The sequence below is a fragment of the Kitasatospora sp. NBC_00070 genome (assembly GCF_045041205.1).
Classification (GTDB): Bacteria; Actinomycetota; Actinomycetes; order Streptomycetales; family Streptomycetaceae; genus Kitasatospora.
Genome location: NZ_CP108247.1, coordinates 6,278,471 through 6,301,348, shown reverse-complemented (window position 1 = coordinate 6,301,348; position 22,878 = coordinate 6,278,471). Strand labels below are relative to the sequence as shown.

23 protein-coding genes are annotated in these 22,878 nt (G+C 74.3%); 7 read left to right on the top strand and 16 right to left on the bottom strand.

Annotated features, from left to right (window positions below; all coding sequences use genetic code 11):
- The first annotated feature begins 63 nt into the window (after positions 1-63).
- From OHV05_RS28685 to fabG, 3 genes are read left to right on the top strand one after another with little or no spacing between them, the layout of a single operon-like run.
- Positions 64-1,227 (top strand): acyl-CoA dehydrogenase family protein, encoded by a 1,164-nt coding sequence (locus OHV05_RS28685; protein WP_405020247.1) that lies wholly within the window; start codon positions 64-66, stop codon positions 1,225-1,227.
- Between the two features lie 28 nt (positions 1,228-1,255).
- Positions 1,256-2,443 (top strand): thiolase family protein, encoded by a 1,188-nt coding sequence (locus tag OHV05_RS28680; RefSeq protein ID WP_405020246.1) that lies wholly within the window; start codon positions 1,256-1,258, stop codon positions 2,441-2,443.
- A gap of 9 nt (positions 2,444-2,452) precedes the next feature.
- Entirely contained in the window at positions 2,453-3,211 is a 759-nt protein-coding gene (fabG, locus tag OHV05_RS28675; RefSeq protein ID WP_405020245.1) for a 3-oxoacyl-ACP reductase FabG, read from the top strand.
- Between the two features lie 14 nt (positions 3,212-3,225).
- Here the strand turns inward: fabG and OHV05_RS28670 are convergent, their stop codons facing one another.
- From OHV05_RS28670 to OHV05_RS28660, 3 genes are all read right to left on the bottom strand, one after another.
- The gene (locus tag OHV05_RS28670; protein WP_405020244.1) at positions 3,226-4,806 is read right to left on the bottom strand and encodes a hypothetical protein; all 1,581 of its coding nucleotides are present in this window, start codon (positions 4,804-4,806) and stop codon (positions 3,226-3,228) included.
- Between the two features lie 290 nt (positions 4,807-5,096).
- Positions 5,097-5,885, bottom strand: coding sequence for an MBL fold metallo-hydrolase (locus OHV05_RS28665; RefSeq protein WP_405020243.1), 789 nt, complete (start codon positions 5,883-5,885; stop codon positions 5,097-5,099).
- 3 nt (positions 5,886-5,888) lie between these two features.
- Entirely contained in the window at positions 5,889-6,422 is a 534-nt protein-coding gene (locus OHV05_RS28660) for a GNAT family N-acetyltransferase (protein ID WP_405020242.1), read from the bottom strand.
- An 82-nt stretch (positions 6,423-6,504) separates the two neighbouring features.
- On the opposite strand from OHV05_RS28660, the gene OHV05_RS28655 reads away from it, so the two are divergent.
- Positions 6,505-7,197, top strand: a complete 693-nt coding sequence (locus tag OHV05_RS28655; RefSeq protein WP_405020241.1) for an aspartate/glutamate racemase family protein — start codon at positions 6,505-6,507, stop codon at positions 7,195-7,197.
- 26 nt (positions 7,198-7,223) lie between these two features.
- Here the strand turns inward: OHV05_RS28655 and OHV05_RS28650 are convergent, their stop codons facing one another.
- The 13 genes from OHV05_RS28650 to OHV05_RS28590 form a co-directional block, all read right to left on the bottom strand.
- The gene (locus OHV05_RS28650; protein WP_405020240.1) at positions 7,224-10,748 is read right to left on the bottom strand and encodes a LysM peptidoglycan-binding domain-containing protein; all 3,525 of its coding nucleotides are present in this window, start codon (positions 10,746-10,748) and stop codon (positions 7,224-7,226) included.
- An 83-nt stretch (positions 10,749-10,831) separates the two neighbouring features.
- Positions 10,832-11,272, bottom strand: a complete 441-nt coding sequence (locus tag OHV05_RS28645) for a hypothetical protein (RefSeq protein WP_405020239.1) — start codon at positions 11,270-11,272, stop codon at positions 10,832-10,834.
- Entirely contained in the window at positions 11,269-11,739 is a 471-nt protein-coding gene (locus OHV05_RS28640) for a TadE/TadG family type IV pilus assembly protein (RefSeq protein ID WP_405020238.1), read from the bottom strand. The genes OHV05_RS28645 and OHV05_RS28640 overlap by 4 nt, the downstream gene beginning before the upstream one ends.
- On the bottom strand, positions 11,736-12,149 hold the full coding sequence (locus OHV05_RS28635; RefSeq protein ID WP_405020237.1) for a TadE/TadG family type IV pilus assembly protein: 414 nt from the start codon (positions 12,147-12,149) through the stop codon (positions 11,736-11,738). Before OHV05_RS28635 ends, OHV05_RS28640 begins: the two co-directional genes overlap by 4 nt.
- Positions 12,146-12,400: a hypothetical protein gene (locus OHV05_RS28630; protein WP_403032228.1), complete on the bottom strand. Its 255-nt coding sequence runs from the start codon at positions 12,398-12,400 to the stop codon at positions 12,146-12,148. Before OHV05_RS28630 ends, OHV05_RS28635 begins: the two co-directional genes overlap by 4 nt.
- Before the next feature lie 37 nt (positions 12,401-12,437).
- On the bottom strand, positions 12,438-13,322 hold the full coding sequence (locus OHV05_RS28625; protein WP_405020236.1) for a hypothetical protein: 885 nt from the start codon (positions 13,320-13,322) through the stop codon (positions 12,438-12,440).
- Positions 13,319-14,263 (bottom strand): type II secretion system F family protein, encoded by a 945-nt coding sequence (locus OHV05_RS28620; RefSeq protein ID WP_405020235.1) that lies wholly within the window; start codon positions 14,261-14,263, stop codon positions 13,319-13,321. The genes OHV05_RS28625 and OHV05_RS28620 overlap by 4 nt, the downstream gene beginning before the upstream one ends.
- A complete protein-coding gene (locus tag OHV05_RS28615; RefSeq protein ID WP_405020234.1) occupies positions 14,263-15,834 on the bottom strand; it encodes a CpaF family protein in 1,572 nt (523 codons plus the stop codon). Before OHV05_RS28615 ends, OHV05_RS28620 begins: the two co-directional genes overlap by 1 nt.
- Positions 15,824-16,972 (bottom strand): hypothetical protein, encoded by a 1,149-nt coding sequence (locus tag OHV05_RS28610; protein WP_405020233.1) that lies wholly within the window; start codon positions 16,970-16,972, stop codon positions 15,824-15,826. Before OHV05_RS28610 ends, OHV05_RS28615 begins: the two co-directional genes overlap by 11 nt.
- A complete protein-coding gene (locus OHV05_RS28605; protein WP_405020232.1) occupies positions 16,972-17,748 on the bottom strand; it encodes an SAF domain-containing protein in 777 nt (258 codons plus the stop codon). The genes OHV05_RS28610 and OHV05_RS28605 overlap by 1 nt, the downstream gene beginning before the upstream one ends.
- Before the next feature lie 114 nt (positions 17,749-17,862).
- A complete protein-coding gene (locus OHV05_RS28600; protein WP_405020231.1) occupies positions 17,863-18,744 on the bottom strand; it encodes a hypothetical protein in 882 nt (293 codons plus the stop codon).
- 35 nt (positions 18,745-18,779) lie between these two features.
- Positions 18,780-19,394 carry a hypothetical protein gene (locus OHV05_RS28595; protein ID WP_405020230.1) on the bottom strand — a complete coding sequence of 205 codons (615 nt, stop codon included), beginning with the start codon at positions 19,392-19,394 and terminating at the stop codon, positions 18,780-18,782.
- Between the two features lie 136 nt (positions 19,395-19,530).
- Entirely contained in the window at positions 19,531-20,373 is an 843-nt protein-coding gene (locus OHV05_RS28590) for a hypothetical protein (RefSeq protein WP_405020229.1), read from the bottom strand.
- A gap of 150 nt (positions 20,374-20,523) precedes the next feature.
- Here OHV05_RS28590 and OHV05_RS28585 point away from each other — a divergent pair, with 150 nt between their 5' ends.
- From OHV05_RS28585 to OHV05_RS28575, 3 genes are all read left to right on the top strand, one after another.
- Complete coding sequence (locus OHV05_RS28585; RefSeq protein ID WP_403032252.1) at positions 20,524-20,958, top strand: pyridoxamine 5'-phosphate oxidase family protein; 435 nt, start codon at positions 20,524-20,526, stop codon at positions 20,956-20,958.
- Between the two features lie 90 nt (positions 20,959-21,048).
- A complete protein-coding gene (locus OHV05_RS28580; RefSeq protein WP_184912158.1) occupies positions 21,049-21,504 on the top strand; it encodes a MaoC family dehydratase in 456 nt (151 codons plus the stop codon).
- A gap of 178 nt (positions 21,505-21,682) precedes the next feature.
- Positions 21,683-22,837 carry an MBL fold metallo-hydrolase gene (locus tag OHV05_RS28575; RefSeq protein ID WP_405021567.1) on the top strand — a complete coding sequence of 385 codons (1,155 nt, stop codon included), beginning with the start codon at positions 21,683-21,685 and terminating at the stop codon, positions 22,835-22,837.
- Positions 22,838-22,878: the final 41 nt, after the last annotated feature.

Sequence of the window (22,878 nt, the reverse complement as noted above, 5' to 3'; positions counted from 1 at the left end):
TAGAGTCGGACAAAACTTGCACCGCTAGTTTTAGCCGGTGCCAGCCTACCCACCGAGGACGCCATGAACCTGGAGCTCTCCGAGGAGCAGGTCGCGGTCCGGCAGCTCGCCGCCGACTTCACCGACCGTGAGATCGTGCCGTTCGCCGCCGACTGGGACCGCGCCGAGTCGGTGGACCGGGCGATCATCGGCAGGCTCGGCGAGGTCGGCTTCCTCGGCCTGACCATCCCGGAGGAGTACGGCGGCAGCGGCGGCGACCACCTGGCGTACTGCCTGGTGCTGGAGGAGCTCGGCCGGGGCGACTCCTCGGTGCGCGGGATCGTCTCGGTCTCGCTCGGCCTGGTGGCCAAGTCGGTCAACAGCTACGGCACCGAGCAGCAGAAGCGGCACTGGCTGCCCCGGCTGACCTCCGGCGAGGCGCTCGGCTGCTTCGCGCTGACCGAGCCAGGCACCGGTTCGGACGCCGCCAACCTGACCACCCGGGCGGTCCGGGACGGCGACGACTGGCTGATCACCGGCGCCAAGACGTTCATCACCAACGGCACCTGGGCCGAGGTCGCGCTGGTCTTCGCCCGCACCGGCGGCAGCGATCCGGAGCGGCAGGGCCATCGGGGGATCACCGCCTTCCTGGTCCCGACCGCCACCCCCGGCCTCGAACGCCGGGAGATCCACGGCAAGTTGGGCCTGCGCGGCCAGGCCACCGCCGAGCTGACCTTCGACGCCGTCCGGGTGCCGGACAGCGCCAGGCTCGGCGCCGAGGGCAAGGGCTTCATGGTCGCGATGGCCGCCCTGGCCAAGGGCCGGATGTCGGTCGCGGCCGGCTGCGTCGGCATCGCCCAGGCCTGCCTGGACGCCGCCGTCGGCTACGCCAAGGAGCGCGAGCAGTTCGGGAAGCCGATCGCCTCCTACCAGTTGGTGCAGGAGCTGATCTCCGACATCTCGGTCGAGCTGGACGCCGCCCGGCTGCTCACCTGGCGGGTGGCCGACCACATCGAGCGCGGCCTGCCGTTCGCCACCGAGTCCTCGGTGGCCAAGCTGTTCGCCAGCGAGGCCGCCGTCCGGGCCGCCAACAACGCGCTCCAGGTCTTCGGCGGGTACGGCTTCATCGACGAGTACCCGGTCGGCAAGTACCTGCGCGACGCCCGGGTGATGACCCTGTACGAAGGCACCAGCCAGATCCACAAACTGCTCGTCGGGCGTGCGCTGACCGGCGTCAACGCCTTCTAGTCCCCCAGTGGTTGAGGAGCCCAACGACGTGCGCCCTGTCTACTTCGCCGCCGCCCGCCGCACCCCGATCGGGCGGCTGCGCGGCGCCCTCTCGACCGTCCGCCCGGACGACCTGTCGGCCGCCGTGCTGCGCGGACTGCTCGACTCCGTACCGCAGTTGGACCCGGCCCGGATCGACGACGTCTACTGGGGCGCCGCCAACCAGGCCGGTGAGGACAACCGGAACGCGGCCCGGATGGCCGTGCTGCTGGCCGGTCTGCCGGAGACCGTCCCCGGCGCCACCGTGAACCGGCTGTGCGCCTCCGGCCTGGAGGCCGTCACCACCGCCGCCCGGGCGATCGGCTCCGGCGAGGCGGAGATCGTGCTGGCGGGCGGCTGCGAGGCGATGAGCCGCGCCCCGTTCGTGCTGCCGCGCCCCGACGAGGCGCTGCCGCACAAGCTGGAGACCTTCGACACCCGGCTCGGCTGGCGGCTCACCAACCCCCGGATGCGCGAGCTGCACGGCGTGCTGAGCATGGGCGAGACGGCCGAGGAGGTGGCCGCCCGGTACGGGGTGGGCCGCGCGGACCAGGACGAGTTCGCGCTGCGCAGCCACCAACGGGCCGCCGCCGCCCGGAAGAACGGGCACTTCGACGCCGAACTGCTCCCGGTGCTGCGCGCCGACGGTGTGACGGTCGATCAGGACGAGGGCATCCGGGAGGACAGCACGCTGGAGCGCCTGGCCGCCCTCAAGCCGGTCTTCCGGGCCGGCGGCACCGTGACGGCGGGCAACGCCTCGCCGATGAACGACGGCGCGGCCGGGCTGCTGCTGGTGAGCGAGGAGGTCCTGCACGAACTGGGCCTGGAGCCGCTCGGCCGCTACGTGGCCGGCGCCTCGGCCGGCGTGCACCCGGACGTGATGGGCATCGGCCCGGTGCCCGCCACCCGGAAGGTGCTGGCCCGCACCGGCTGGTCGGTCGAGGACGTCGAGGAGGCCGAGTTCAACGAGGCGTTCGCGGCCCAGGCACTCGCCTGCGTCCGGGAGTTGGGCTTCGACCCGGAGCTGGTCAACCCGTCCGGGGGCGCGATCGCCCTCGGCCACCCGCTGGGCGGCTCGGGCGCCCGGATCCTCACCACCTTGCTGCACCGGATGCGCCGTACCGGCGCCCGGCGCGGGCTGGCCACCATGTGTGTCGGTGTCGGCCAGGGCACCGCGGTACTCGTCGAGAACGTCTAGGGAGCTGTCGTGACTCGTTTCGCAGGCAAGGTCGCCGTCGTCACCGGTGCGGCGCAGGGCATCGGCGCGGCCACCGCGCTGCGGCTCGCCGAGGAGGGCGCCACCGTCGCGGTGGTGGACCTGACCGCCGAGCGCGCGCAGGGCACCGTGGACGCGATCACCGCCAAGGGCGGCAGTGCGCGGGCGTACGGCTGCGACGTGGCCGACTACGACGCGGTGGAGGTGGTGTTCGCCACGGTGGTCGAGGAGTTGGGCGCGCTGCACATCCTGGTGAACAACGCCGGGATCACCCGGGACAACCTGTTCTTCAAGATGCCCAAGAGTGACTGGGACGCCGTCCTGACGGTCAATCTGACCAGTGCCTACAACTGCAGCCACGTGGCGCAGAAGTACCTGGTGAAGCAGAAGTACGGCAAGATCGTCTCGCTCAGCTCGCGCTCCGCCCTCGGCAACCGGGGCCAGGCCAACTACGCCGCCGCCAAGGCCGGCATCCAGGGCCTGACCGCCACCCTGGCGATCGAGCTCGGCCCGTACAACGTCAACGTCAACGCGGTCGCCCCCGGCTACATCGCCACCTCGATGACCGCCGCCACCGCCGAACGCGTCGGCGCCACCGCCGAGGACCACCAGGCCCAGGTCGCCGAACGCACCCCGCTCCGCCGGGTCGGCCGGCCCGAGGAGATCGCCTCCGTGGTCGCCTTCCTGGTCAGCGACGACGCCTCCTACGTCAGCGGCCAGACCCTCTACGTCAACGGCGGCGCCCGCTGACGCTGCTCACGGCACTACTGCTGTACGGCAGAGGCGAGTTGCTTCAGGTGACGTTCGGCGGCCCGGAGTTTGCGGCCGTCGGGGCCGGGGAGGTGGGCGCGGAGCTCGATGATCTCGGGAGCCATCCGGATCGCCTCGGTGCGGTCGGGGACGGCGCGCCAGCAGGCTTCCGCGTTGGTGGCGGCCTGCTGGGTCTCGGGGTCGTCGGCGCCCCGGGAACGGAGCAGGCTGAAGGCCACCTCGCGGTAGACCTCGGCCGCCTGGGCCAGCCGGCCGGCCAGCCGGGCGATGTGGGCGCGGACCTGGCGGACCTGGAGCACCTCGACGGCCACCGGGCCGTGCGCGGCGACGGCGGACCGCTCCAGCTCGAGCGCGAGTTCGGCGGCGGTGTCGTGCTCGCCCGCCTCCGCGCAGCGGACGATCCGGCCGATCGCCTCCCGGTAGTCGACCGGAGCCGGGTCGGCGGCCGGGGTGGGCGCCGGGGTCGGGGTCGGCTTGTCGAAGGAGACCGGGGCCGGCCGCTTGTCCAGGCTGACCAGCGGCGCGGCGGGGGCGGGGTGCTGACCCGCCTTCAGCAGCGAGACCGGCGGCCCGACCCGGCGGGGCGTGGGCGGCACCCCGGGCTTGCGCAGCGAGACCCCGGCCGGCTTGGCCGACGGGAGGTCGGGGGTGCCCGGGCGGGGCTTGGGCGGCCGGGGCTGCTGCCCCTTCGGCGGTACCTGGACGGCCGCCGGGCGCGGCCCGGACGCGGCGCCCGGCAGCGCCTCGTTGACCTGCCGCGAGGTGTTGCGGAAGAACGGCCGCTCGGTGGGGTGCGAGTGCAGGATGATCGAGTCGTTCCGGACCACCGAGTGCACCTGGTCGCGGAGCAGCTCGGGCGCGAGCAGGGCCGGACCACCGGGGCGGCCCCGGTGCAGCACCTCGATCAGCGCGCGGGAGAAGGTGCCGATCTGCTCGGGGTCGGGGCTGACCACGGCCCACAGCGGGATGCCGTCCGCCAGCGGGGAGATCGCGCTCTGCACCAGCGGCCAGGCGGCCTGGTCGGCACTCAGGTCGGCGATCACCAGGGTGGGCAGGTCGCCCCGGTGCTGGAGTTCGGCGGCCAGCGCCTGCCAGGGCAGGCCGTCCTGCCGGACGGTGGCGGGCTTGGAGTCACGCAGCGTCAGGTAGAGGTGCTCGCCGCGCCGGTCGGTGACCAGGTGGCCGCCGAGGTGGAGCAGCAGCGGGCCCGGGTGCAGCGCGGCGGCGCGCAGGTGGGCCAGCACGCTCTGCGGGTCGGTGGCGCCCGGCAGGTGCACGGCGTCGACCGACTCGGCGGCCAGCAGCGTCCCCGGTGCGACACCGGCCAGCATCGCGGAGAGCACCTGGGCCTGCGAGCCCGCACCACGCCCCCAGGGCCTGCGCCCGCCGGCCCCGTAGCCGCCCTCGATCACCAGGATCCGGCCCCGGGCCCCGCCGCCGACCACCTGCGGTGCGGCGGGTTTGGGCAGTTGGACCGCCGGGATGCTGCCGGTCCAGCCGGTCGAGACCTCGCGCGGGGCGGTCTGGTCGGCCATCGCGCCCGGCCAGATGCCGCCCGCCGTCACGTCAGCCACCGCAGGTCACCGCCCCACCCCGTCGCCAGCGCGACGTCCGCCGCGGTGCCCGCCACCACGATCTCGCCACCTTACGACGCGCTCAGCCGACGGAGCCAGAGCGGGTGGTGATCACCCGCCACCCGTTACCGGCCGGGCACCGACTCAGGACCCGACGGTGATCCGCCGGGCCGGGCCGTCCACCCGGATCCGCCCGCTGTACGCCTGAGGTCGGCTTCGAGGACCGGGGGCGTACCCGACCGGCGCCCGGCGGCCGGCCGCACGCTGGTCGGCGCGGGCCGGGCGCCCGCTCAGAGCCGGGTGAACGGCTCGGCGAAGTGCGCGGTGGCCAGGATGCCGTGCCCGGCCGTCAGCTCCGCCAACAGCCGCTGCCTGGTGCCGGTCGCGGCCGGCTGGTCGTCGTCGTACAGGTATCCGACCGTCGGGTCGGTGAGCTGGACGGGGTGCAGCACCACGTCCCCGGCGACCACCAGCTGCCGTCCGCCGATCGCCACGCTCTGGTGCCCCGGGGTGTGGCCGGGGGTGGCGAAGACCCTGACCTCCGGGGTGAGCGCCACCTCGCCCGCCCGGGCGTCCAGGCAGCCCGCCGCGCGCAGCGGCCGCACCACGGCGTCCAGCAGCGGTGAGCCGGTGGCCGTCAGCCAGTCCAGCTCGGTGCGCTGGACCAGGTAGCGGGCGTTCGGGAACGCCGGGGTGCGGCCGTCCGCCGCCAGGCTGCCGCTCGCGTGGTCGCTGTGCAGGTGGGTCAGCACGACGGTGTCCACCTGCTCGGGCCGGACCCCGGCCGCCGCCAGCTCGGCGGTCAGCCCGCCCGGCACCGGGGCCCAGCTCGCGGCGGGTGAGTCCGGCCCGCCGAGACCGGTGTCCACCAGGACGGTCCGGCCGGCCGGCGTGCGCAGCAGGTAGCAGTGGAAGTGCAGCACCCAGGGCTCGGTGGCGTCCGCCCGGGCCCAGACCGGGTGGTCCGGGCCGCCGAACAGCTCGCGCAGCGGACGGGCGATCTGCTCGCCCATCGGTCCGACCGCGTCGCACAGCGGGGTCACCTCGACGCCCGCGCTCACCAGCCCCGGGTGCGGCATCCGCTACCCCTCCGTCTTCGCCCAGTCCTCGGCCAGCAGCCCGAGGATCACCTCGTCCAGGAACTCCCCGTACACCCAGGCGGACCGCCGCAGCAGCCCCTCCCGGACGAACCCGGCGCGCTCGGCGGCCCGGATCATCGGCTCGTTGTCGGCCAGTGTCTCCAACTGGGCCCGCTGGAAGCCGCGCACCGTGAAGACGTACCGGCACATCACCCGGACCGCCTCGGCCCCGTACCCGCGCCCGCGGAAGCCGGGCCGCACCGCCAGCCCGAGGTGGGCCAGCCGGTTGTGGCCGTCGATGCCCCAGACGATCGCCTCCCCGACCACCTCACCGGTCGTCAACTCCACCACGGTGAAGGCCGCGTGGCCGTCACTGGCCTCCCCCACCGCGTACGGCGAGAAGCCGACCGGGGTCGGCTGCCAGGGCCGGGTGTCCGCCCGCGAGCGGGTCAGCACATCTTCGTACAACTCCTCGTGCAGTACCGGTACATCCGACTCCAGGCGGGCCCGCAGGCCGATTCGCTCTCCATGCAACATGGGACGGGTCTACGGGAATCGGACAGGCCACGGCAACCGCATTACCGATCCGGTGCGATGATGCGCCGACAGGAGGTGCGCGATGAAGGTCATCGGACTGATCGGCGGGATGAGCTGGGAGTCCAGCGCCGAGTACTACCGGCTGCTGAACGAGCTGACCAGGGAGCGGCTCGGCGGGCTGCACTCGGCCCGCTGCGTGCTCTGGTCGGTGGACTTCGCCGAGATCGAACGCCTCCAGGCGGCCGGTGACTGGGACCGGGCCGGGGCCGTACTGGCGGACGCCGCCCGGGCGTTGCAGGCCGCCGGGGCCGAGCTGCTGCTGATCTGCACCAACACCATGCACAAGGTGGCCGACCAGGTGGCCGCCGCCGTCGACGTCCCGCTGCTGCACCTGGCCGACACCACCGCGCTCGCCGTCCGCTCGGCGGGCCTGACCCGGGTCGGTCTGCTGGGCACCGCCTTCACCATGGAGCAGTCCTTCTACCGTGACCGGCTGGCCTCGCACGGCCTCGACGTCCTCACCCCCGACACTCCGGGCCGGGCTCTGGTGCACCGGGTGATCTACCAGGAGCTCTGTCTGGGCGTCATCCGCGAGGAGTCCCGCGCCGCCTACCGGTCCGTCATCGCGGACCTGGTCGCCCGGGGCGCGGAGGGCATCGTGCTCGGCTGCACCGAGATCGAACTGCTGATCTCCCCCGCCGACAGCCCCGTCCCGGTCTTCGCCACCACCCGCCTGCACGCCGAAGCCGCGGTGGCGGCCGCCCTCGGGGTCTGAGTCGAGGACGGCCGCCACCGGCCAGGTCAGGCGCCGGAGAGCAGGTCCCGGAGCAGGGCGACGGTGTCGGGGTCGAGGTCGCGGCCGGTGCGGCGGCTGAGGGCGTCCAGACGGTTGACCGCGCGGACGAGTTGGTCGCGGGCGCCGGCCGAGGCGTAGGCGTAGAACAGGTCGCGGTGCAGGAGTTCGATGTCGGGGGCGACGGCCAGGCCGCGGAAGATGGCGGCCTCGGCGGTGCGGTGGTCGCCGTACTGGAGGCGGCGGGCGGCCAGTTCGTGCGCCGTGTCGACGATGGTGGCGATCATGTCCTGGCGCTCGGGCTCGGCCCAGCCGTAGGACGACCCCGGGGCCTCGGCGAACGGGGCGCCGCGGACCAGGGCGAGGGCGTGCGCCAGGGCGGCGTCGGCGGTGCTGCTGGTGCTGCGCATGCCCCGGCGGTAGAGGCTGCGGAACTCGTCCCAGTCGCAGCTGACGGTGGGGGCGAAGGTGTGGCCGTCGCCGCCGTCCAGTGGGAGGAAGGCCCGGCCCTCGGTGGACTCGCCCAGCCAGCCGGCCAGTTCGGCCAGTCGGACCGGCATCGGGGTGACGGTGTGTTCGGTGGTGGTCGGGTGCGGGTCGAGGTGGGCGGCGCCGGGGTGCAGGGCGCGGTCCAGAGTGGACTGGTCGGCGCCCGGGCGGAGCGCGAGCAGGGCGGCCAGCTCGGTCAGCCGGGGCCGGCCCTCGGGGGTGACCGATCCGGTGGTGCCGAGCACGTCGGGCGGGCCGAGCAGGCGGATCCTGGGCGCGGTCCGGACCGAGTGCGCCTCCGGCGACCGGAGGATGGCCAGCAGGTCGTCACTGTCGGTACGGGGAGCTGGAGTTGACGCCGTGACCGGCGGCGGCACGGGCCGCGCCGGGGTGGTGTCGGCCACCGGGGCGGCGGGCTCGTGGGTCGGGACCGGCTCCGGGTCGGGTTCCGGGGCCGGCGCCGGGACCACCACGGGCACCACGGCGGCGACGGCCGGAGCCACCGGCACGACAGGGTGCACCGGGTCGGCGGACTTGACGTGCAGGCCCACCGAGTTGGCCGAGTGCCGGGGCGTGGCGGCCGGGCTGACACCCGCGAACGGACTGCTGCCGGTGCCGATCACCCGGGACACCGCCTCGATCGCGGCCGCCTCGGCGGCGGTCGGACCGGAGGCCCCGACCCCCGCCAGCACCGGGACCGGCAGCGGGAGTTCGGACGGCTCCAGCTCCACACCGTCCAGCGTCCAGTCCGGGGCGGGCAGTTGGGCGGTGTCGGCCGAGGACCGGAGCAGGTCGCCGAGCTGGGCGTACTGGTCCGGGCTGAGCCGCTGCAGTTGCACCGTGAGGTGCAGACCCGGGATGACCGCGTTCCCGGTGCTGGGCAGGGTCCAGCGGGCGACCGGGCCGCTGCCGCGCTCCGGCGCCCGGGTGACGACGGCCAGGCAGGTGCGCGGGGTGCCGTCGAGCAGCCGGCCCAGCTCGGTGGGCAGGCTGCCGCTGGGCGGCTGGGCGGAGAGCACGATCTCCGGCACCCAGGACTCGTCGTCCTGGCCCCGGCTGCGGGCGTCCCGGGGGCTGGTCGCCTCGGCCGCCACCAGGGTGGCCCGGGCCCGGGCGGTGCGCGGGCCGAGCGCGGCGATCGCCGCCTCCAGCGAGTCGTGCCGGTGCACCCGGTCCAGCGCGGGACCGGAGATCGGCAGATCCTCGGCGAGCCCGACCAGGTGCAGGTTCAGCCGGTCGGCGAGCGGGCTGTGCGCCAACTCCACGGCCAGCGTGCGCAGCACGTCCTGCGAGTCGTCCGGGTGCCCGGACAGGTGCATCAGCCGGACGGTCTCCAGGTCGGCCAGCACCACGGAGCCGTCCGGTGCGCTGCCGAGGGTGACCAGTGCCGGGTACGGGGCGTTGTTCTTCGCCGCCTGCGAGGCGCCGAGCAGCTCGGAGGAGTCGTCCGGGCACCACCAGACGTTCGGCGCGTGCGCGGCCCGGAACGGCGCGATCGGCGCCGCCGGGGCGGCGAGGTGCAGCTCGACCGTACGGCCGGGGGTGATCCGGGCCGCGATCAGGGCGGGCAGGCGCTTGCCGCCCCGGACGGTGTTCCGGGCCATGGTGCGCAGCGCCCGGTCCAGCAGGGCCAGCCCGGCGTCGTCCTGACGGACCTTCAGTTCGGACTCGAAGGCGAGCGCGGCCGGGGCGGGCAGCGCGATCCGGTGCCGGGGCTTGCGGGACCGCTGCTGGGCGCCACGCCGCCGGGCCACCGTACCGACCAGGACGGCGGCGAGCAGCACGCCGACGGTCGAGGCGGCCAGCGCCACGGAGTAGTCGTCGCTCGGCGCCGCCGCCTCGGCGGGGTTGTGGGCGGCGGGCGTGTGGGCGGCGGGGGTGGGCGCCTGGGACGGGACCACCGGCCCCTGGGTGGCGGGCGCGGGCGTGGCCGGCGCGGGGGTGGCGGGCGCCGGGTCGGGCGTGACCGGCACGTCGGGGACGGGCACGGGAGCGGGTTCCGGGGCGGGCACCGGCGCAGGCGCCGGAGCGCCGGGGATGGCGAGCACCATGCCGGGCACCACCACGTCCGGGTCGGTCAGCCGTTCGCCGTCGGGCGCGGCCACCCCCTTGTTGGCCTCGAACAGCTTCGGCCACCCCTCAGCGTCCCCCAACTCCCGTTCCGCGATGGCGGACAGGGTGTCCCCCGCCCTGACCGTGACCGAGCCGTGCTGCGGTGCGGGCGCCTGGGGGGCGGGTGCGGGAGCCGGTGCCGGTCCGCCCTGGGCCTTGGCGTCGCCGGGCATCAGGAGCTGCCAGCCCGGGTGGATCGGGCGGTCCGCGTCGAAGGTCCGGCCCGAATCGTCCATCACCCGGCCGTTGTTGAGCTTGGCGATCTCCACCCACCGTTCGCCCGAACCCAGTTGGCGTTCGGCGATCGACCAGAGACTGTCCGCCGGGCGGCTGTCCTGCACGGTGTAGCCGGGCGCCGGGTCGGCCGCCGGGGTGAGCGCGGGTGCCACCGGGGCGGCGGGCAGCGCGGCGTACTGCGGCGCGGCCGTCACCTGGGCCGGGGCCACCGCGGCCGGCCGGTCGGGCACGGCGGCGAAGGCCGAACCGGCCACCGGCAGCAGCGCCAGCACCGAGCCGACCAGTCCGGCCGCGATCCGCTGGCTCCAGCCGAAGGCGGGCAGCCTGCGGGCCACCCGGCCGCGCAGCTGGGCCGGGATCTCCAGGAGCACCGAGAAGGCGAAGCAGAGCCAGCCCACCCAGCCGATCGCGACCAGCGCCCAGAGGAAGATCCGGCCGTCGTCGGGCGTGGTGAGCAACTCGACCGGCCCACTGGTGCTCTGGCCGCCCATGCCCGCCACCGCGGTCGTCCCGTACAGCAGCAGTGCGGGCACGCCGACCAGCAGGAGCGCCAGCAGCACCAGCGCGCCGAGGGCGGCGAACACCGACCCGGCCGTCCGGCGGCGGTTCGGCCGCAGCGGCACCGGCCGCCGTCCGGCCGGCGGGTTCGTCCCCGTACCTGCCCGGTGCTGTTCCTTGGCTCGTCGCCCGGCCATCAGTCCTTCTCCGCTTCCGTCACACCGTGCGCCGCAGCGGCCGTGCCGCGTCGACGCCCATCAAGAGTCCGGCCCGCACCCATTCAGGCAGTCTCCGCTTCCTTGACGCCGTGCACCAGAGTGGCGGAGCCGTGCCCGCGCACCTCCAGCGACTGCACCGCGAGCGCGCCGAGCAGGGTGGTCCGGTACTGGGCCCGGATGTCCACCAGCACCGTGCGACCGTCCCGGAACGCGATCTCGGCGTGCAGACCGTACGGCCGCAGGTAGGCCTCGGCGGCCACCTGGGCGGCGGCCACGTCCTGGGTGAGCAGGTAACCCCCACCGCGCAACAGCGCGCGCTCGTCGAGTTGTTGCCCGACCACCCGGGCCACTTCCTGGGCCTGGGCGTCGGCGGTCTCGATCGCCCGCAGCCGGCCCCCCGCCTCCAGCACGATCCCGACCATCATCACCAGCCCCGCGGCGCAGATGGCGACGAACAGCGCGATCGAGCCGTCGTCCGCACCGCCGCACCGCCGTGCTCTCACGGCTTCCTCTCCTTCGTTCCCGCTTCGGTCCCCCGGTAGTGGTCCAGCACCGAGGTGAAGCTGGCGGTCATGGTCTTGCTGCCGGGCGTGATGTCGATCAGCAGGTCGCTCAGCCGGACGGTACAACTCACCTGCACCGTCACGGTGGTGACCGGACCGGCCGGGGTCTCCAGGGTCCCGTACTCGATCGGCGGGTTCACCGGCTGCGGGCACGGCACCCCCTGCCCCCTGAGCACCTCCAGCACCGCGTCCCCCGCCGCCTGCTGAGCCCCCTCCGGCGTACGGGCCAACGAGGCCGCCCGGGCGCCGGAACGGGCTGCCGCATCAACTACCCCGCCGGTGCTCTGAATACGCCCGGCCGCCACCACGATCAGCACGAACACGACCAGCACCGGCGCGATGATGGCGGCCTCCAGCGCTGCGCTGCCCCGGTCTCCGCTGCCCCCCGCCGCCTTGAGCCGCCTCACGGCTGGGCCACCTGAGGCACGAACTTCTCCCGGGGGGCCGTCACCTGACGGGTGACGGAGTACTGGTCGAAGCCCGGCAGCACCGCAAGCGGCCGGACGGTCACCACGATCTTGAAGGTGGTGAGGTCCCCCCCGTCGGGGTCCACCGTGACCGGCTCGGCCAGCCGGCCGACCCGGGTCAGGAAATCCCTGGCCCGCTGCTCCCCCGCCTCCGGCGTCCCGCCCTGGACCCGGCCCGCGTCGGCCCCCTCGCGGGCAGCCGTCAACGCGGCCTGGCCCGCATACCAGTACAGCGCGGCCTGGACCACGAGGAAGACCAGGAAGAGCACCACCGGGAAGACCAGGGCGAGGCTGAGGGTCAGCGCGCCCCGCTCCCCCCGGCGGGGACGACTCGTCGGGCGTCGGTTCACGGTGCCGCGGTGACGACCGGGTCCGTCGGGACCTTGCCCTTCACGGTGTTGGCCAGGCGCATCACGACGGCCAGGACGGCGACCGCGATGCCCACCAGCACGATGACCGCCAGGGCGAGTTCGATGCTGATGGCCCCACGGTCGCCGGCCGCCCGGGCCGCGCGGACCCGGCCGACCCGGTGGTGGAAGACGAACAGGCAGAGTTTCACGGGCAGGAACAGCGCCGTGAGCAGATTTCGCAGAGCAACCATGGTGTGGTCTCCAGGTCGACGGAGGAAGGAGGAGCGGCTAGATCACGTTGAGCATCTGGTACAGCGCGGGGAATGCGATGAGCACCGTCATGAGCAGGGTGAGCGCCGCACCAGGCGCGACCATCCGCTCGCTGTCGGCGTTTGCCCTGGCCAGGTCCTCGGCCAGGAGTTCGTCGCGCAGGCTCTTGGAGCGGGCCCGCAGGGTGTCGTACACGGCGGCACCGTCGCTGCCGGACAGCCGCATGATGTCGGCGACGTCCTGAAGCGGCGTCAGACCGAGTTCGGTGGCCAGCGCGTCCAGTCCGTCCCAGGGCGGCAGCCGGTCGGTGGCGGCCCGCTCCAGCGCGTCCCTGATCCGGCGGAACACGGTGGACCGGCCGACCACTGCCGCCCGGCGCAGCGCCTCGGCGGGCCCGCAGTCGGCAGCCCGCTCCAGCGCGACCAGTTCGAGGTAGGCGGCGATCCCGTGCAGGTACTCCGTCCGGGCCTCCTTGGCCTCGCCCGCGACGATGCCGTCCGGCAGCAGCCAGCCCAGCAGGGCCAGTGCCGGACCGACCAGCACTGGCACCATCCAGGGGAGCTGCCAATCCACCAGGACGGAGACCAGCACCAGGTAGCCGGGCGTCATCAGCCCGATCAGCGCGAACAGCAGCTTGTGCGCCACGAACCGCGCCGGGCTCCGGCCGATCATCGACAACTGCCGGTGCGGAATCCGGGCGCCTGCCAGCCGGAGCGACCGGTGACCGATCCGGTCCACCCAGCTGACGTCCGGGTCGGTCCGCTCGGCGTAGTCGGCCGGGGTGCGGTGCAGCCGGTCCAACGCCTGGCCCAGGTCCGGTGGAGCGGGCCGGAGTTCGGAGGCGATCGCGGCCACGCCGCCGAGCAGCAGGGCGCCGGCCAGTACGGCCCAGACCGAAATCACGTGCCCTCCTTGACGAACGGGCCGACCGACGGCGCGTTCCGACCGGTCCCCGGCGCCGCGTCCTCGGCCGCAGCGGTGGGGACCGGGCGGGCCTTGCTCCGCCGATCCGGCTCCAGCAGCCGCGGCAGCGGACGCGAGGTGGCCAGCTTGCGCATCCAGGCGATCACCAGCACGAACAGCAACAGCACTACCCCGAGCACCAGTTGGCCCACCAGAGTGGCGTAGGGCTGGGAGTACCGTTCGTTGAAGAAGCCGACCACCAGCACCAGCATGATGATCATCAGCAGCCAGCGGATGGTGGTGCGGTGCTTCGCCCGGTCCGCCTCGATCACCCGGCGCTGCCGCACCTCCTCACGGACCGAGGTGGCCAGGTCGGCCAGCGTCCGGGCCAGGCCGGGGCCGGTGTCACCGGCCCGCAGCACCAGCGCGGCCAGCACCTTGTCGGAGGTGGCGTCGCCCAGTGTGTCGGCGAACGCCCGGAGCGCCTCCTCCGGCCGCCAGCGGGACTGCAGCCGGGCGCTCAGCTCGGCGATCTCGGCCTCCAGCGCGGGCGGCGCGGTCCGGCGGCTGGTCACGATCGCCTGGTTCAGGCCGACCCCCAACAGCAGGACGTCACCCAACCGTTGGGTCCACTCGGCGAGCGCCTCCAGGCGGTCGATCCGGTGCATGTCGGCCCGGGTGGCACCGATCACCCAGGGCAGGCCGAAGACCAGCAGGGCGAGCAACCCGATCGACACCGGCGGCCGGCCGCTCAGGATCAACCAGCAGCTGCCCAGCACCGCCAGCGCGGCCTGCACCGACAGCCGACGGCGGGCCGACGGGGTGAGCCGGTCCGACCAGGCACCGGGCTCGGCCGCCACCGGCTCCTTCCCGTACACCCCGGCCACCAGGGCGACCAGGCCGCCCGCCACCGACAGTCCGCACAGGACGAAGAGCAGCATCAGCGCATCCCTCCGATCCGCAGGTTCAACGGGGCGCCCCAACTCCCGTACGCGGACTGCAGCAGCCCGGCGTCGAAACCCGCCCGGCGCAGGTCGTCCAGGCAGTTCGGCGGGGTGTGCGGCACGGCCCGGGGCTCGCCCAGGTCGGGGCGCGGGCCGAACACCGTGTTGGTGGCCGGGCGGCCGCTCTCACCGAGGCCGGTGACCTCCAGCACGTGCGAGACGAAGCGGTGCCGGGCGCCGCCGACGGCCGTCTCGTCCACCATCGCCACGTGCACGATCAGGTCGACCGCGTTGGCGGTCAGCCGGTAGGCCAGGCTGTCGGTCATGTGCGAGCCGTACTCCAGGCAGAGTTCGGCGATCCGGTCGACCACCATGTGCGGGCCGCGCGCGTGCAGGGTACACATCGAGCCGCCCTCGCCGTTGGTCATCACCCGCAGCATCGGGACCACCTCGCCCGAGCGGACCTCGCCGACGATGATCCGGGACAGCGTCATCCGCAGGGCCGCCGGGATCAGTTCACCGATCGTCAGCTCACCGGCCATGCGGCCGTCCACCCGCTCGCCGTTGCCCTCCCGGGCCTCCATCGGGACCACCTGGCGCAGGTGGCCCAGGGTGTGCAGCCAGAGTTCGAACTCCGACTCCAGCGTGCCGACCCGTTCGTCCGGCGGGATCTCGGCGGCCATCGCACGCAGCAGGCTGGTCTTGCCGACCCCCTGGGTGCCGGTGATCATCACGTTCTTCCTGGCCCGGATCGCCGAGGCCAGGAAGGACGCCAGGGTGGCGTCCACGGTGCCGAGTTGGACCAGGTCGGCGAGGGTGGCCGAGGCCACCCGGTGCCGGCGGATCGCCACGTACGGACGGGGCGTCACCTCGGTCAGCGCCTGCAGGCGCATCCCGCCCTCCAGCCGCAGCGCCAGGGTCGGGCTGGCGGTGGAGAGGCTGCGCTCGCCGCCGCCGTGCTGCCGGGCCAGGTCCTGGAGCAGCTCGACCAGTTCCTCGTCGCTCTCGGCCACCGGCGGGACCTGGCGCAGCGGTTGGTGCACCTTGGAGATCCACACGTCGTCGCAGCCGTTGATCAGGATGTTCTCGATGTCCGGGTCGTCCAGGTAGGGCTGCAGCCGCCCGGCCCGGAACAGCAGGTCGTAGACGGTCTCGGCGAGCGCCCGGTCCTGCTCCCGGGTCGGCGGGATGCCGTGGGTCTGCGCGTACGCGTCCGACCAGCGGGCCACCGCCTCGTCGATCAGCGCCCGGCCGCGCTGCCGCCGGGTGGCCCGGTCCGCCTCGACCCCGGAGCTGTCCGCCAGCCGGCTGAGCTGCTGGTGCAGCTCGGCCGCGACCTGGCGCTTGAGCTCCCTGGCCACCTGCTGGTCGACCATCGGCTTGACCGCGACCGGCTGGATCATCGGGACCGAACCGGCCGCCGCCGCACCGGCGTTGACCGGTCCGGTGGTGAACTGGCCGACCGGGCTCGCGCTCGGTATCACCGGCGGGGCCGCCGTCCAGGGCAGCCCGGCCGGATCGGCGCTCGCGGGCTTGTGCAGCGGGTCGTGGAGCGGGCTACCGCGCACGGAGCACCTGCCCGTAGACCGGGGGCTGGTCCTGCGGCCGCGACTCGCCCTGACCGGGGAACGGCGCGGGCGCCGCCGGCTGCGGCACCGGCGGCACCGGGTACGGCTGCTGCGGTGCGGGCGGCACCGGGTACGGCTGCTGCGGTGCGGGCGGCGCCGGATAGGCGTGCTGGGGGTAGGGCTGCTGGCCGTACGGCTGGTGCCCGTAGGGCTGCTGCCCGTACGGCTCCGGCCCGGCGGACTGCTGCGGGTACGGCTGCTGCGGGTAGGCCAACGGGTGCGACTCCGACGGGGGTTGGGCCGCCGGCGGCGGCGGTGCGAGGAGGGGTGCGGCGCCCGGGGCGACCGCCGGTGCCAGCCGCTCGCGGCGGCGCCGGACCAGCAGCTGGATCTGGTCGGCGGTGCTCCGGGCGGTGCGCATCAGCTCGGAGCGGATGAACCGCCGGTCGGTGGTGTCCCCGCCGTCCGAGAGCAGCCGGGCGGTGCGCGGCACGTACGGCAGCACCCCGAGCACCGGCACCCCGAACTGCCGGGAGACCTCGGCCGCCGGGTAGGGCCCCTCGGCGACCAGCAGCAGGGCGAGGCCGTCCGCGCCGGTGCCCGCGTGCTCCAGGTCCTCGCGCAGCGCGGCCAGCCGGGGCCTGGTCGCGCTCAGGCCGCGCAGCGTGCTGCGCAGCGCGACCGCCACCACGTCGGCCCGCCGGGTCAGCACCGCGCCGGGCCCGTGCGCACCGGAGCGGCCGAGGTCGAGGATCACGTCGTAGCCCTGCGGTTCGAGCGCGTGCAGCGCCTCCAGCAGCGGCTCCCAGGTGTACGCGAGACCCGGCGCCTGGGCCGGGTCGGTCAGGCCCGGCAGCAGCAGGCGGTCACCGGTGCCGCCCGGGGAGAGGTCGATCAGCTGGTCCCAGAGGGTCTGGGCGAGCAGGCCCCGGCGGTCCGCGACGGCCAGGTTACGGAGCCCGAAGACCGCCTCCACCCGGCCCTCCAGCGCACCGGCCAGCACCGCGCCGCCGTCCGGGTCGCACTCCACCAGCAGGACCCGGCGGCCCGGCGGCAGCGGCCAGGCCAGCAGCAGGGCGAGCGCGCCGGTGGTGGCGCCGGGCGCACCCGGGCCGCCGACCACCGCGATCACGGCCATCAGGCCGCGCTCCCGCTCGGCGACGGGGCCGGGGTCGGGGTCGGGGTCGGGGCGGCAGAGCCGGTCCGCGGCGCCAGGATGATCTGCACCTTGCCGGTCGCCACCCAGGCGGCCAGCCGGGTGCCGTCCGCGGGCGCCGCCGCCACGTCGATCACCACGCTGCCGTCGGTGTCCGGCTTGCCGACCGTCACCACCCGGACCGCGAGCGTCTCGGGGGTGCGCACGGTGGTGCCGTTCTGGCCCGCATCCGGGGTGGAGACCACCAGCACCCGGTCCCCCGGTTGCAGCTTGGTGGCCGGGAGTTGGTTCCGCTTGGTGGCGACCCCGACCACGCTCTGGCCGGGCTCGACCAGCGGGTCGTCGGTCAGGTCGGCCTTCACCAGCAGCGCTCCCCGGCGCAGGTCGCCGGTGGCCCGCAACCCGACCGCCTTGGTCCGCTCCCCGGCGCCCAGCGGCCGGAGCACCGGGTCGGAGGCGATCCGGGCCACCACCAGGTCCTCGGCGCCGATCGCCTGACCCTTCGGTACGTCACGGGCCAGCGCCAGCACGGCGATCCGCTGTCCGGTGCTGTTGTAGAGCACCGCACCGCCCAGGCCGCCGGCCGCGACCATCGCCACCGCCATCGCCAGCACCGCGGGGCGCCGGCGCCGGGCCCGCAGCGTGCGCGGCGGGGTGCGCGGCGGGCCGCCGGGGGCACCCCGGCCCGGCTCGGTGACCGGGCCGGGGCTCGCGGTCGCGGCGCCGGGGCTCGGCGAGGGGAAGGTTCGGTGCTCCACCGGGCTTCGGCCTTTCGTACGGGGGCGGTGCGGTGCGGTGCAGTGCGGTTCCGGTGTGGGGCCGGCGTGAGCCGGACGGGTGCTGCCGTGCTGCGTCCGGCGGTCGGGAGCCGGTCAGTTGAGCAGCTGGACCTCGGCCACCCGGAGCGGCAGCGGGGCGGCGGCCGGGACGGGGTAGTCGAAGACGAGCGAGGACTTGCTGTCGCTCCGGGTGGCCGAGATCCGCCAGATCGCGGTGGCGACCAGGTAGAGCTTCCCGTCCGCGCGATGCGCCGAGCTGCTCCGGTAGACGTACTTGCAGTCCGGCGACTCCGTCCGGCCCTGGTCGGCCTGGTACGGCGTGCCGGCCCCGGGGCAGCTGACGGTGTGTCCGTCGTCCATGTCCCAGATCACCTCGCGCACCTCGGCGGTGGCGGTCACGCTGATCACGTTCCCCTTGGCCGTCCCGGTCAGCGGACCGACGCTGGCCGGGCTGCGGTCGTACCAGAGCCAGAGCGGGGCCCCGGTCACCGCGCTGCCCGCCGGAGCGGCGTGCATGGCCGGCGGCACCAGGTGCAGCTTCTCCAGCGCCTCCCGGCGCAGTTGCACCACGTCGTCGACCGGCGGCGGGCCGGCCGGTGCCTTGTCGAAGAACTGCGGCCCCCGCACGCTGGTCGAGCTGTCCCGGCAACTGACCTGGTAGATCTCACCGGTCGCGGGGTCGCGACCGCCCCAGGCCCGGTTGTCGGCCGGCGGCTTGGGCTTCTCCAACTTGTAGTAGCACCCGGTCGCGTTGCTGAACCAGCCGAGCTGGTCGTCCCAGCAGGCGATCTCCGCGTGGTCCCAGTAGCACTTGTCGGCGACCGTCTCGGAGCCGCCGCCGCCCGGGGTTCCGCTGGTGGTGCTGCCCGGCTCGTGCACGATGATGCAGATATCCCTGGTGGCGCACGGATTCACCGTGCCGCCGGGCTCATCGGCGGCGGCCGGGGTGATCGTCGCCGCCAGCATTCCGATCATCAGCAGGACACGAACCAAGATTCCTGGCGAAGTTCTCAACACGACCGGGCCTCCTCGCGTTTGAAGTCCACGATCAGCCAGCGCGAGTCCGCTTTCCGGAGCGTGGCTGTGGCGACGTACCGGGTCAGGCGCGATGCGGGATCGCGCACCGCCTTGGTGCCGGCATCCGCCTGGTGCCAGTCGGTCACGTCGAGGCAGTCCTCGACGGTCGCGGACGGCGGATTATCGGTGAGCCGAATCGACTTCACCAAAGGTGAGTTGCGCGGTGCTCCGATCATCACCAGCTTGGAGTCGCGGAGCTGCTGACGGGTGATCAGGGTGTCGCTCAGGGCCTGGTCGGCGGCGAAGCCGCGAACGGCCGCCGGGTCCTGCTCGGGTTGGCCGAAAGCCGTGACCCGCGCCTCCCACCAGCCCTGATAGGCCCTCAGGACCACCCGCCCGACGGCGCCGTCGGCTCCCTCGGTGGGCGCGTTCCCGATCTCCGCGGAGCCACTCGGCGTGACACCGGGGACAGTTGGGGCGGCCGTGACATCCGGCAGCCGATCGGTGGAACTCCCGCCGTCCGCCGCGCCGCAGGAAGTGAGCAGCAGCAGTGTCAGCCCACCGACCCCAACCGCCCCAGGGCGCACTGTAATGACGCGCTGCCGCATTCGCCCCACCTCATCGCGGCCGGCTCCGAACGGAGCGCCGACCGCAGCAGATTTCCGCCGTCCCGAACCACCGCTCACGAGGCATTGATTCTTCGCCAACTCGCCTCGCCCCGGCAACACCTCGGGCCCCCTGACCTTACGCGGAAGGCGGATCGGTTGGGGCACTTTCGCGCCACAGAACTGCCAACAGTTCCTCAGAAAGCGACAATCCGGCCAATGCGCCCCGCACGGCAGCCCGATTGCGCAACAGCAGCCTCCCCTGCTCCCCCGGTGTCAACAGCCGTACCTGGCCCGGCCCGTACCCCGACTCGGCCCAGGCCAGCTCCTGCTCCAGCGCGGGCTGGAGATCCACCGGGGCGACCGCCGCGGGCGCACCGGGCAGCCCGTGCTCCAGCACCCGGTCCAGCGCCCAGCTGAACGAGCCCTCGCCACCCGGCAGGACGGCCTCCCGGCCCCGGCGCGGACCGGCGTACCTGGCCACCCGGCCCCAGAGCGGCACCCGGGAGTGGCTGAGCAGCTCGCCCGCGCCATCCTCGCCCCGCTCCAGCGCGGCCCACGCGTCCTTGTCCGCGACCGCGTCCACCAGCAGCAGGGTCTCCTCCTGGCCGCCGTGCACCATGGTGCTCACCACCCAGTCCCAGGCCAGCCCCCGCCGGTACGCGTTGTCCGGGGTGGCCCCGGCGGTGACCAGGGCCAGCCGCCGGCCGCGCGGATCGACCGCGAGCTGGCCGAGCAGGCAGACCACCAGCCAGCGGGCCGGGCGCTGGGCGGCCGCGCGCAGCGCGGTCAGCATCGCGTTGGCGTCCGCCTCCGGCGGCACCAGGGTCACCCGGCTCCCCCGGGTGCCCGCATCGAAGCAGCGCCCGGGCAGCCCGGCGGCCAGCAGCCGGGCCCCGTCGGCCGCCCGGGCCGATCCCGCGTGGGCCCGCTCCGGCCCGCCGTCCGCGCCGATCACCACCAGCTCGATGCCGCCGCTCACCGGTCCCCACCCCTCACTCGCCCGCTCCCGCCGACAAGCTATCGGTCCGTCTCCGGCGGCGCGGCCTTTCACCCGGATTGACGCAGGTCAGGTGCCATTCAGGGACCATGGGCCCTAGTGACCGCACCGCCGGAGGGGCACCATCGAGGTATGGACCGAGACGACCGCGTGGAGACCCTGAGCGAGGCCGAGTGCCTGCACCTGCTCCGCACCGTGCCCATCGGGCGCGTGGTGTACACCGAACACGCGCTCCCGGCCGTCCTCCCGGTGGCCTTCGAAGTGGCCCCGGACGACCGGCTGATCCTCGGCCTGCGCGCGGGCAGTTCGCTGAGCCGGGCCCTGGACGGGACGGTGGCCGCGTTCCAGGCCGACCTGCTCGACCCGGTCGGCCGGAGCGGCTGGAGCGTCCTGGTGCACGGCCGCGCCGAGGTGGTCCGGGACGAGGCCGAGTACCAGCGGCTGCTGCGCACCGGCCCGCGCCCGTGGATCGGCGGGCAGCAGCGGATGTTCGTCCGGATCACCCCCGAACTGGTGAGCGGGCGTCGACTGCTGGCGGCCGGGCAGTCGCTGCACCGGTCGTACTGACCGCCCCGCCCGCTCGAAGGGGCGCTGACAAGTGACCGGCGAGTAGGCATACTCTCCGGTGCCCCGTCAGCACCCCCACCAGGAGCAGCCGTGACGACGTACGCCTCCCTAGCCGACCTGACCGCCGCGGTCGGCACCGAGCTCGGCACCAGCGAGTGGCACACCATCGACCAGGCCCGGGTGGACCTGTTCGCCGAGGCGACCGGTGACCACCAGTGGATCCACGTCGATCCGGTCCGCGCCAAGGAGAGCCCGTTCGGGGGCACCATCGCGCACGGCTATCTGACGCTCTCGCTGATCCCGGTGCTGGCCAAGGAGTGCTACGCGGTCGAGGGGATCAGGATGGCCCTCAACTACGGCTCCGAGAAGGTCCGCTTCCCCGCCCCCGTCCCGGTCGGCACCGCGATCCGGGCCACCGCCGAGCTGGTCTCCGCCGAGCAGGTCAGCGGGGGTGTGCAGGCCGTGGTCCGGTACACCATCACCAGCGAGGGCAGCCCGAAGCCGCACTGCGTGGCCGAGACGATCACCCGGTTCTACCCGGTCTGACGGCCGCTCAGCAGGGTGGTTACGCCGAACGGAGCGCCTGCCTCCGCTCCACCGGGTCGGTGCGGCATATCGCCGGTAATGTCCGATGGGACGGACCAACCCCGCTCATGGAGGCGCCGTGCCCAGCTCCGCTGCCTGGACGTCCCGGGTCGCCGCCCTCACCACCGGCACCCCGCCGATCGGTGAACTGCCCCGCGCCGCCTGGCGCCAGGTCCGGACCGAGTCCTTCGGGACCGAACCGACCGGCGCCCGGCTGGCGCGGATCCTGTCCTCCCCGCACTTCGCCGACGGCAGCTTCCAGAACCCGGTCCCGACCCGGCGGCTGGCCCGCGGCCGGTCCCGGCTGGAGCTGACCCGCCAGCAGTTCGCCGCCAACCGGCACCGCCGGCAGCCCGCCGCCGCCGTCCCGCTGCACCGGCTGGTGCCGATCGAGCTGGCCGAACCGCCCGCCGACGGGCTCCGGCTGACCTGGCTCGGGCACGCCACCGTGCTGGCCGAACTGGACGGCCGCCGGGTGCTGTTCGACCCGGTCTGGGGCGAGCGCTGCTCGCCGTTCGGCTGGACCGGCCCCAAGCGGCTGCACCCGATGCCGATCCCGCTGACCGAGCTCGGGCCGGTGGACGTGGTGGTGATCTCGCACGACCACTACGACCACCTGGACCTGCCCACCGTGCGCGCACTGGCCGCCTCCGGCGCCGCCTTCGCCGTCCCGCTCGGGATCGGCGCGCACCTGGAGCACTGGGGCGTCCCGGCCGAACGGATCACCGAGTTGGACTGGTGGGAGTCGGCCGAGGTGGCCGGGCTGACCCTGACCGCCACCCCCGCCCGCCACTACTGCAACCGCGGCCCCCGGGCCAACCCGCTGGTCCTGTGGGCCTCCTGGGTGGTGGCGAGCGACTCGCACCGCCTCTTCCACAGCGGCGACACCGGCTACTTCCCCGGCTTCACCGAGATCGGCCGCAGGTTCGGCCCGTTCGACGTGACGATGATGCAGATCGGCGCGTACAGCGACCTCTGGCCCGAGGTGCACATGACCCCCGAGGAGGGCGTCCGGGCCCATCTCGACCTGGGGGGCGACCTGTTGCTCCCGATCCACTGGTGCACCTTCAACCTGGCCCCCCACCCCTGGGAGGAGCCGGCCGAACGGACCGTCGCCGCAGCCCGCGCACTCGGCGCCCGGCTGGTGGCGCCCCGGCCCGGGAAGCCGTTCGAGCCGCTGGATCCGCCTGCGCTCAAGCTCTGGTGGCGGGCGGTCGCGGCCATGCCCCGCGGCGCCGAACTCCTCGTCCCGGAGGGGTTCTCCACCCACACCGACGACGAGATCACGGTCTGAGGCTGCGCTTCTGGCAGGCGCTCCGGGGCTACGGCCCAGGG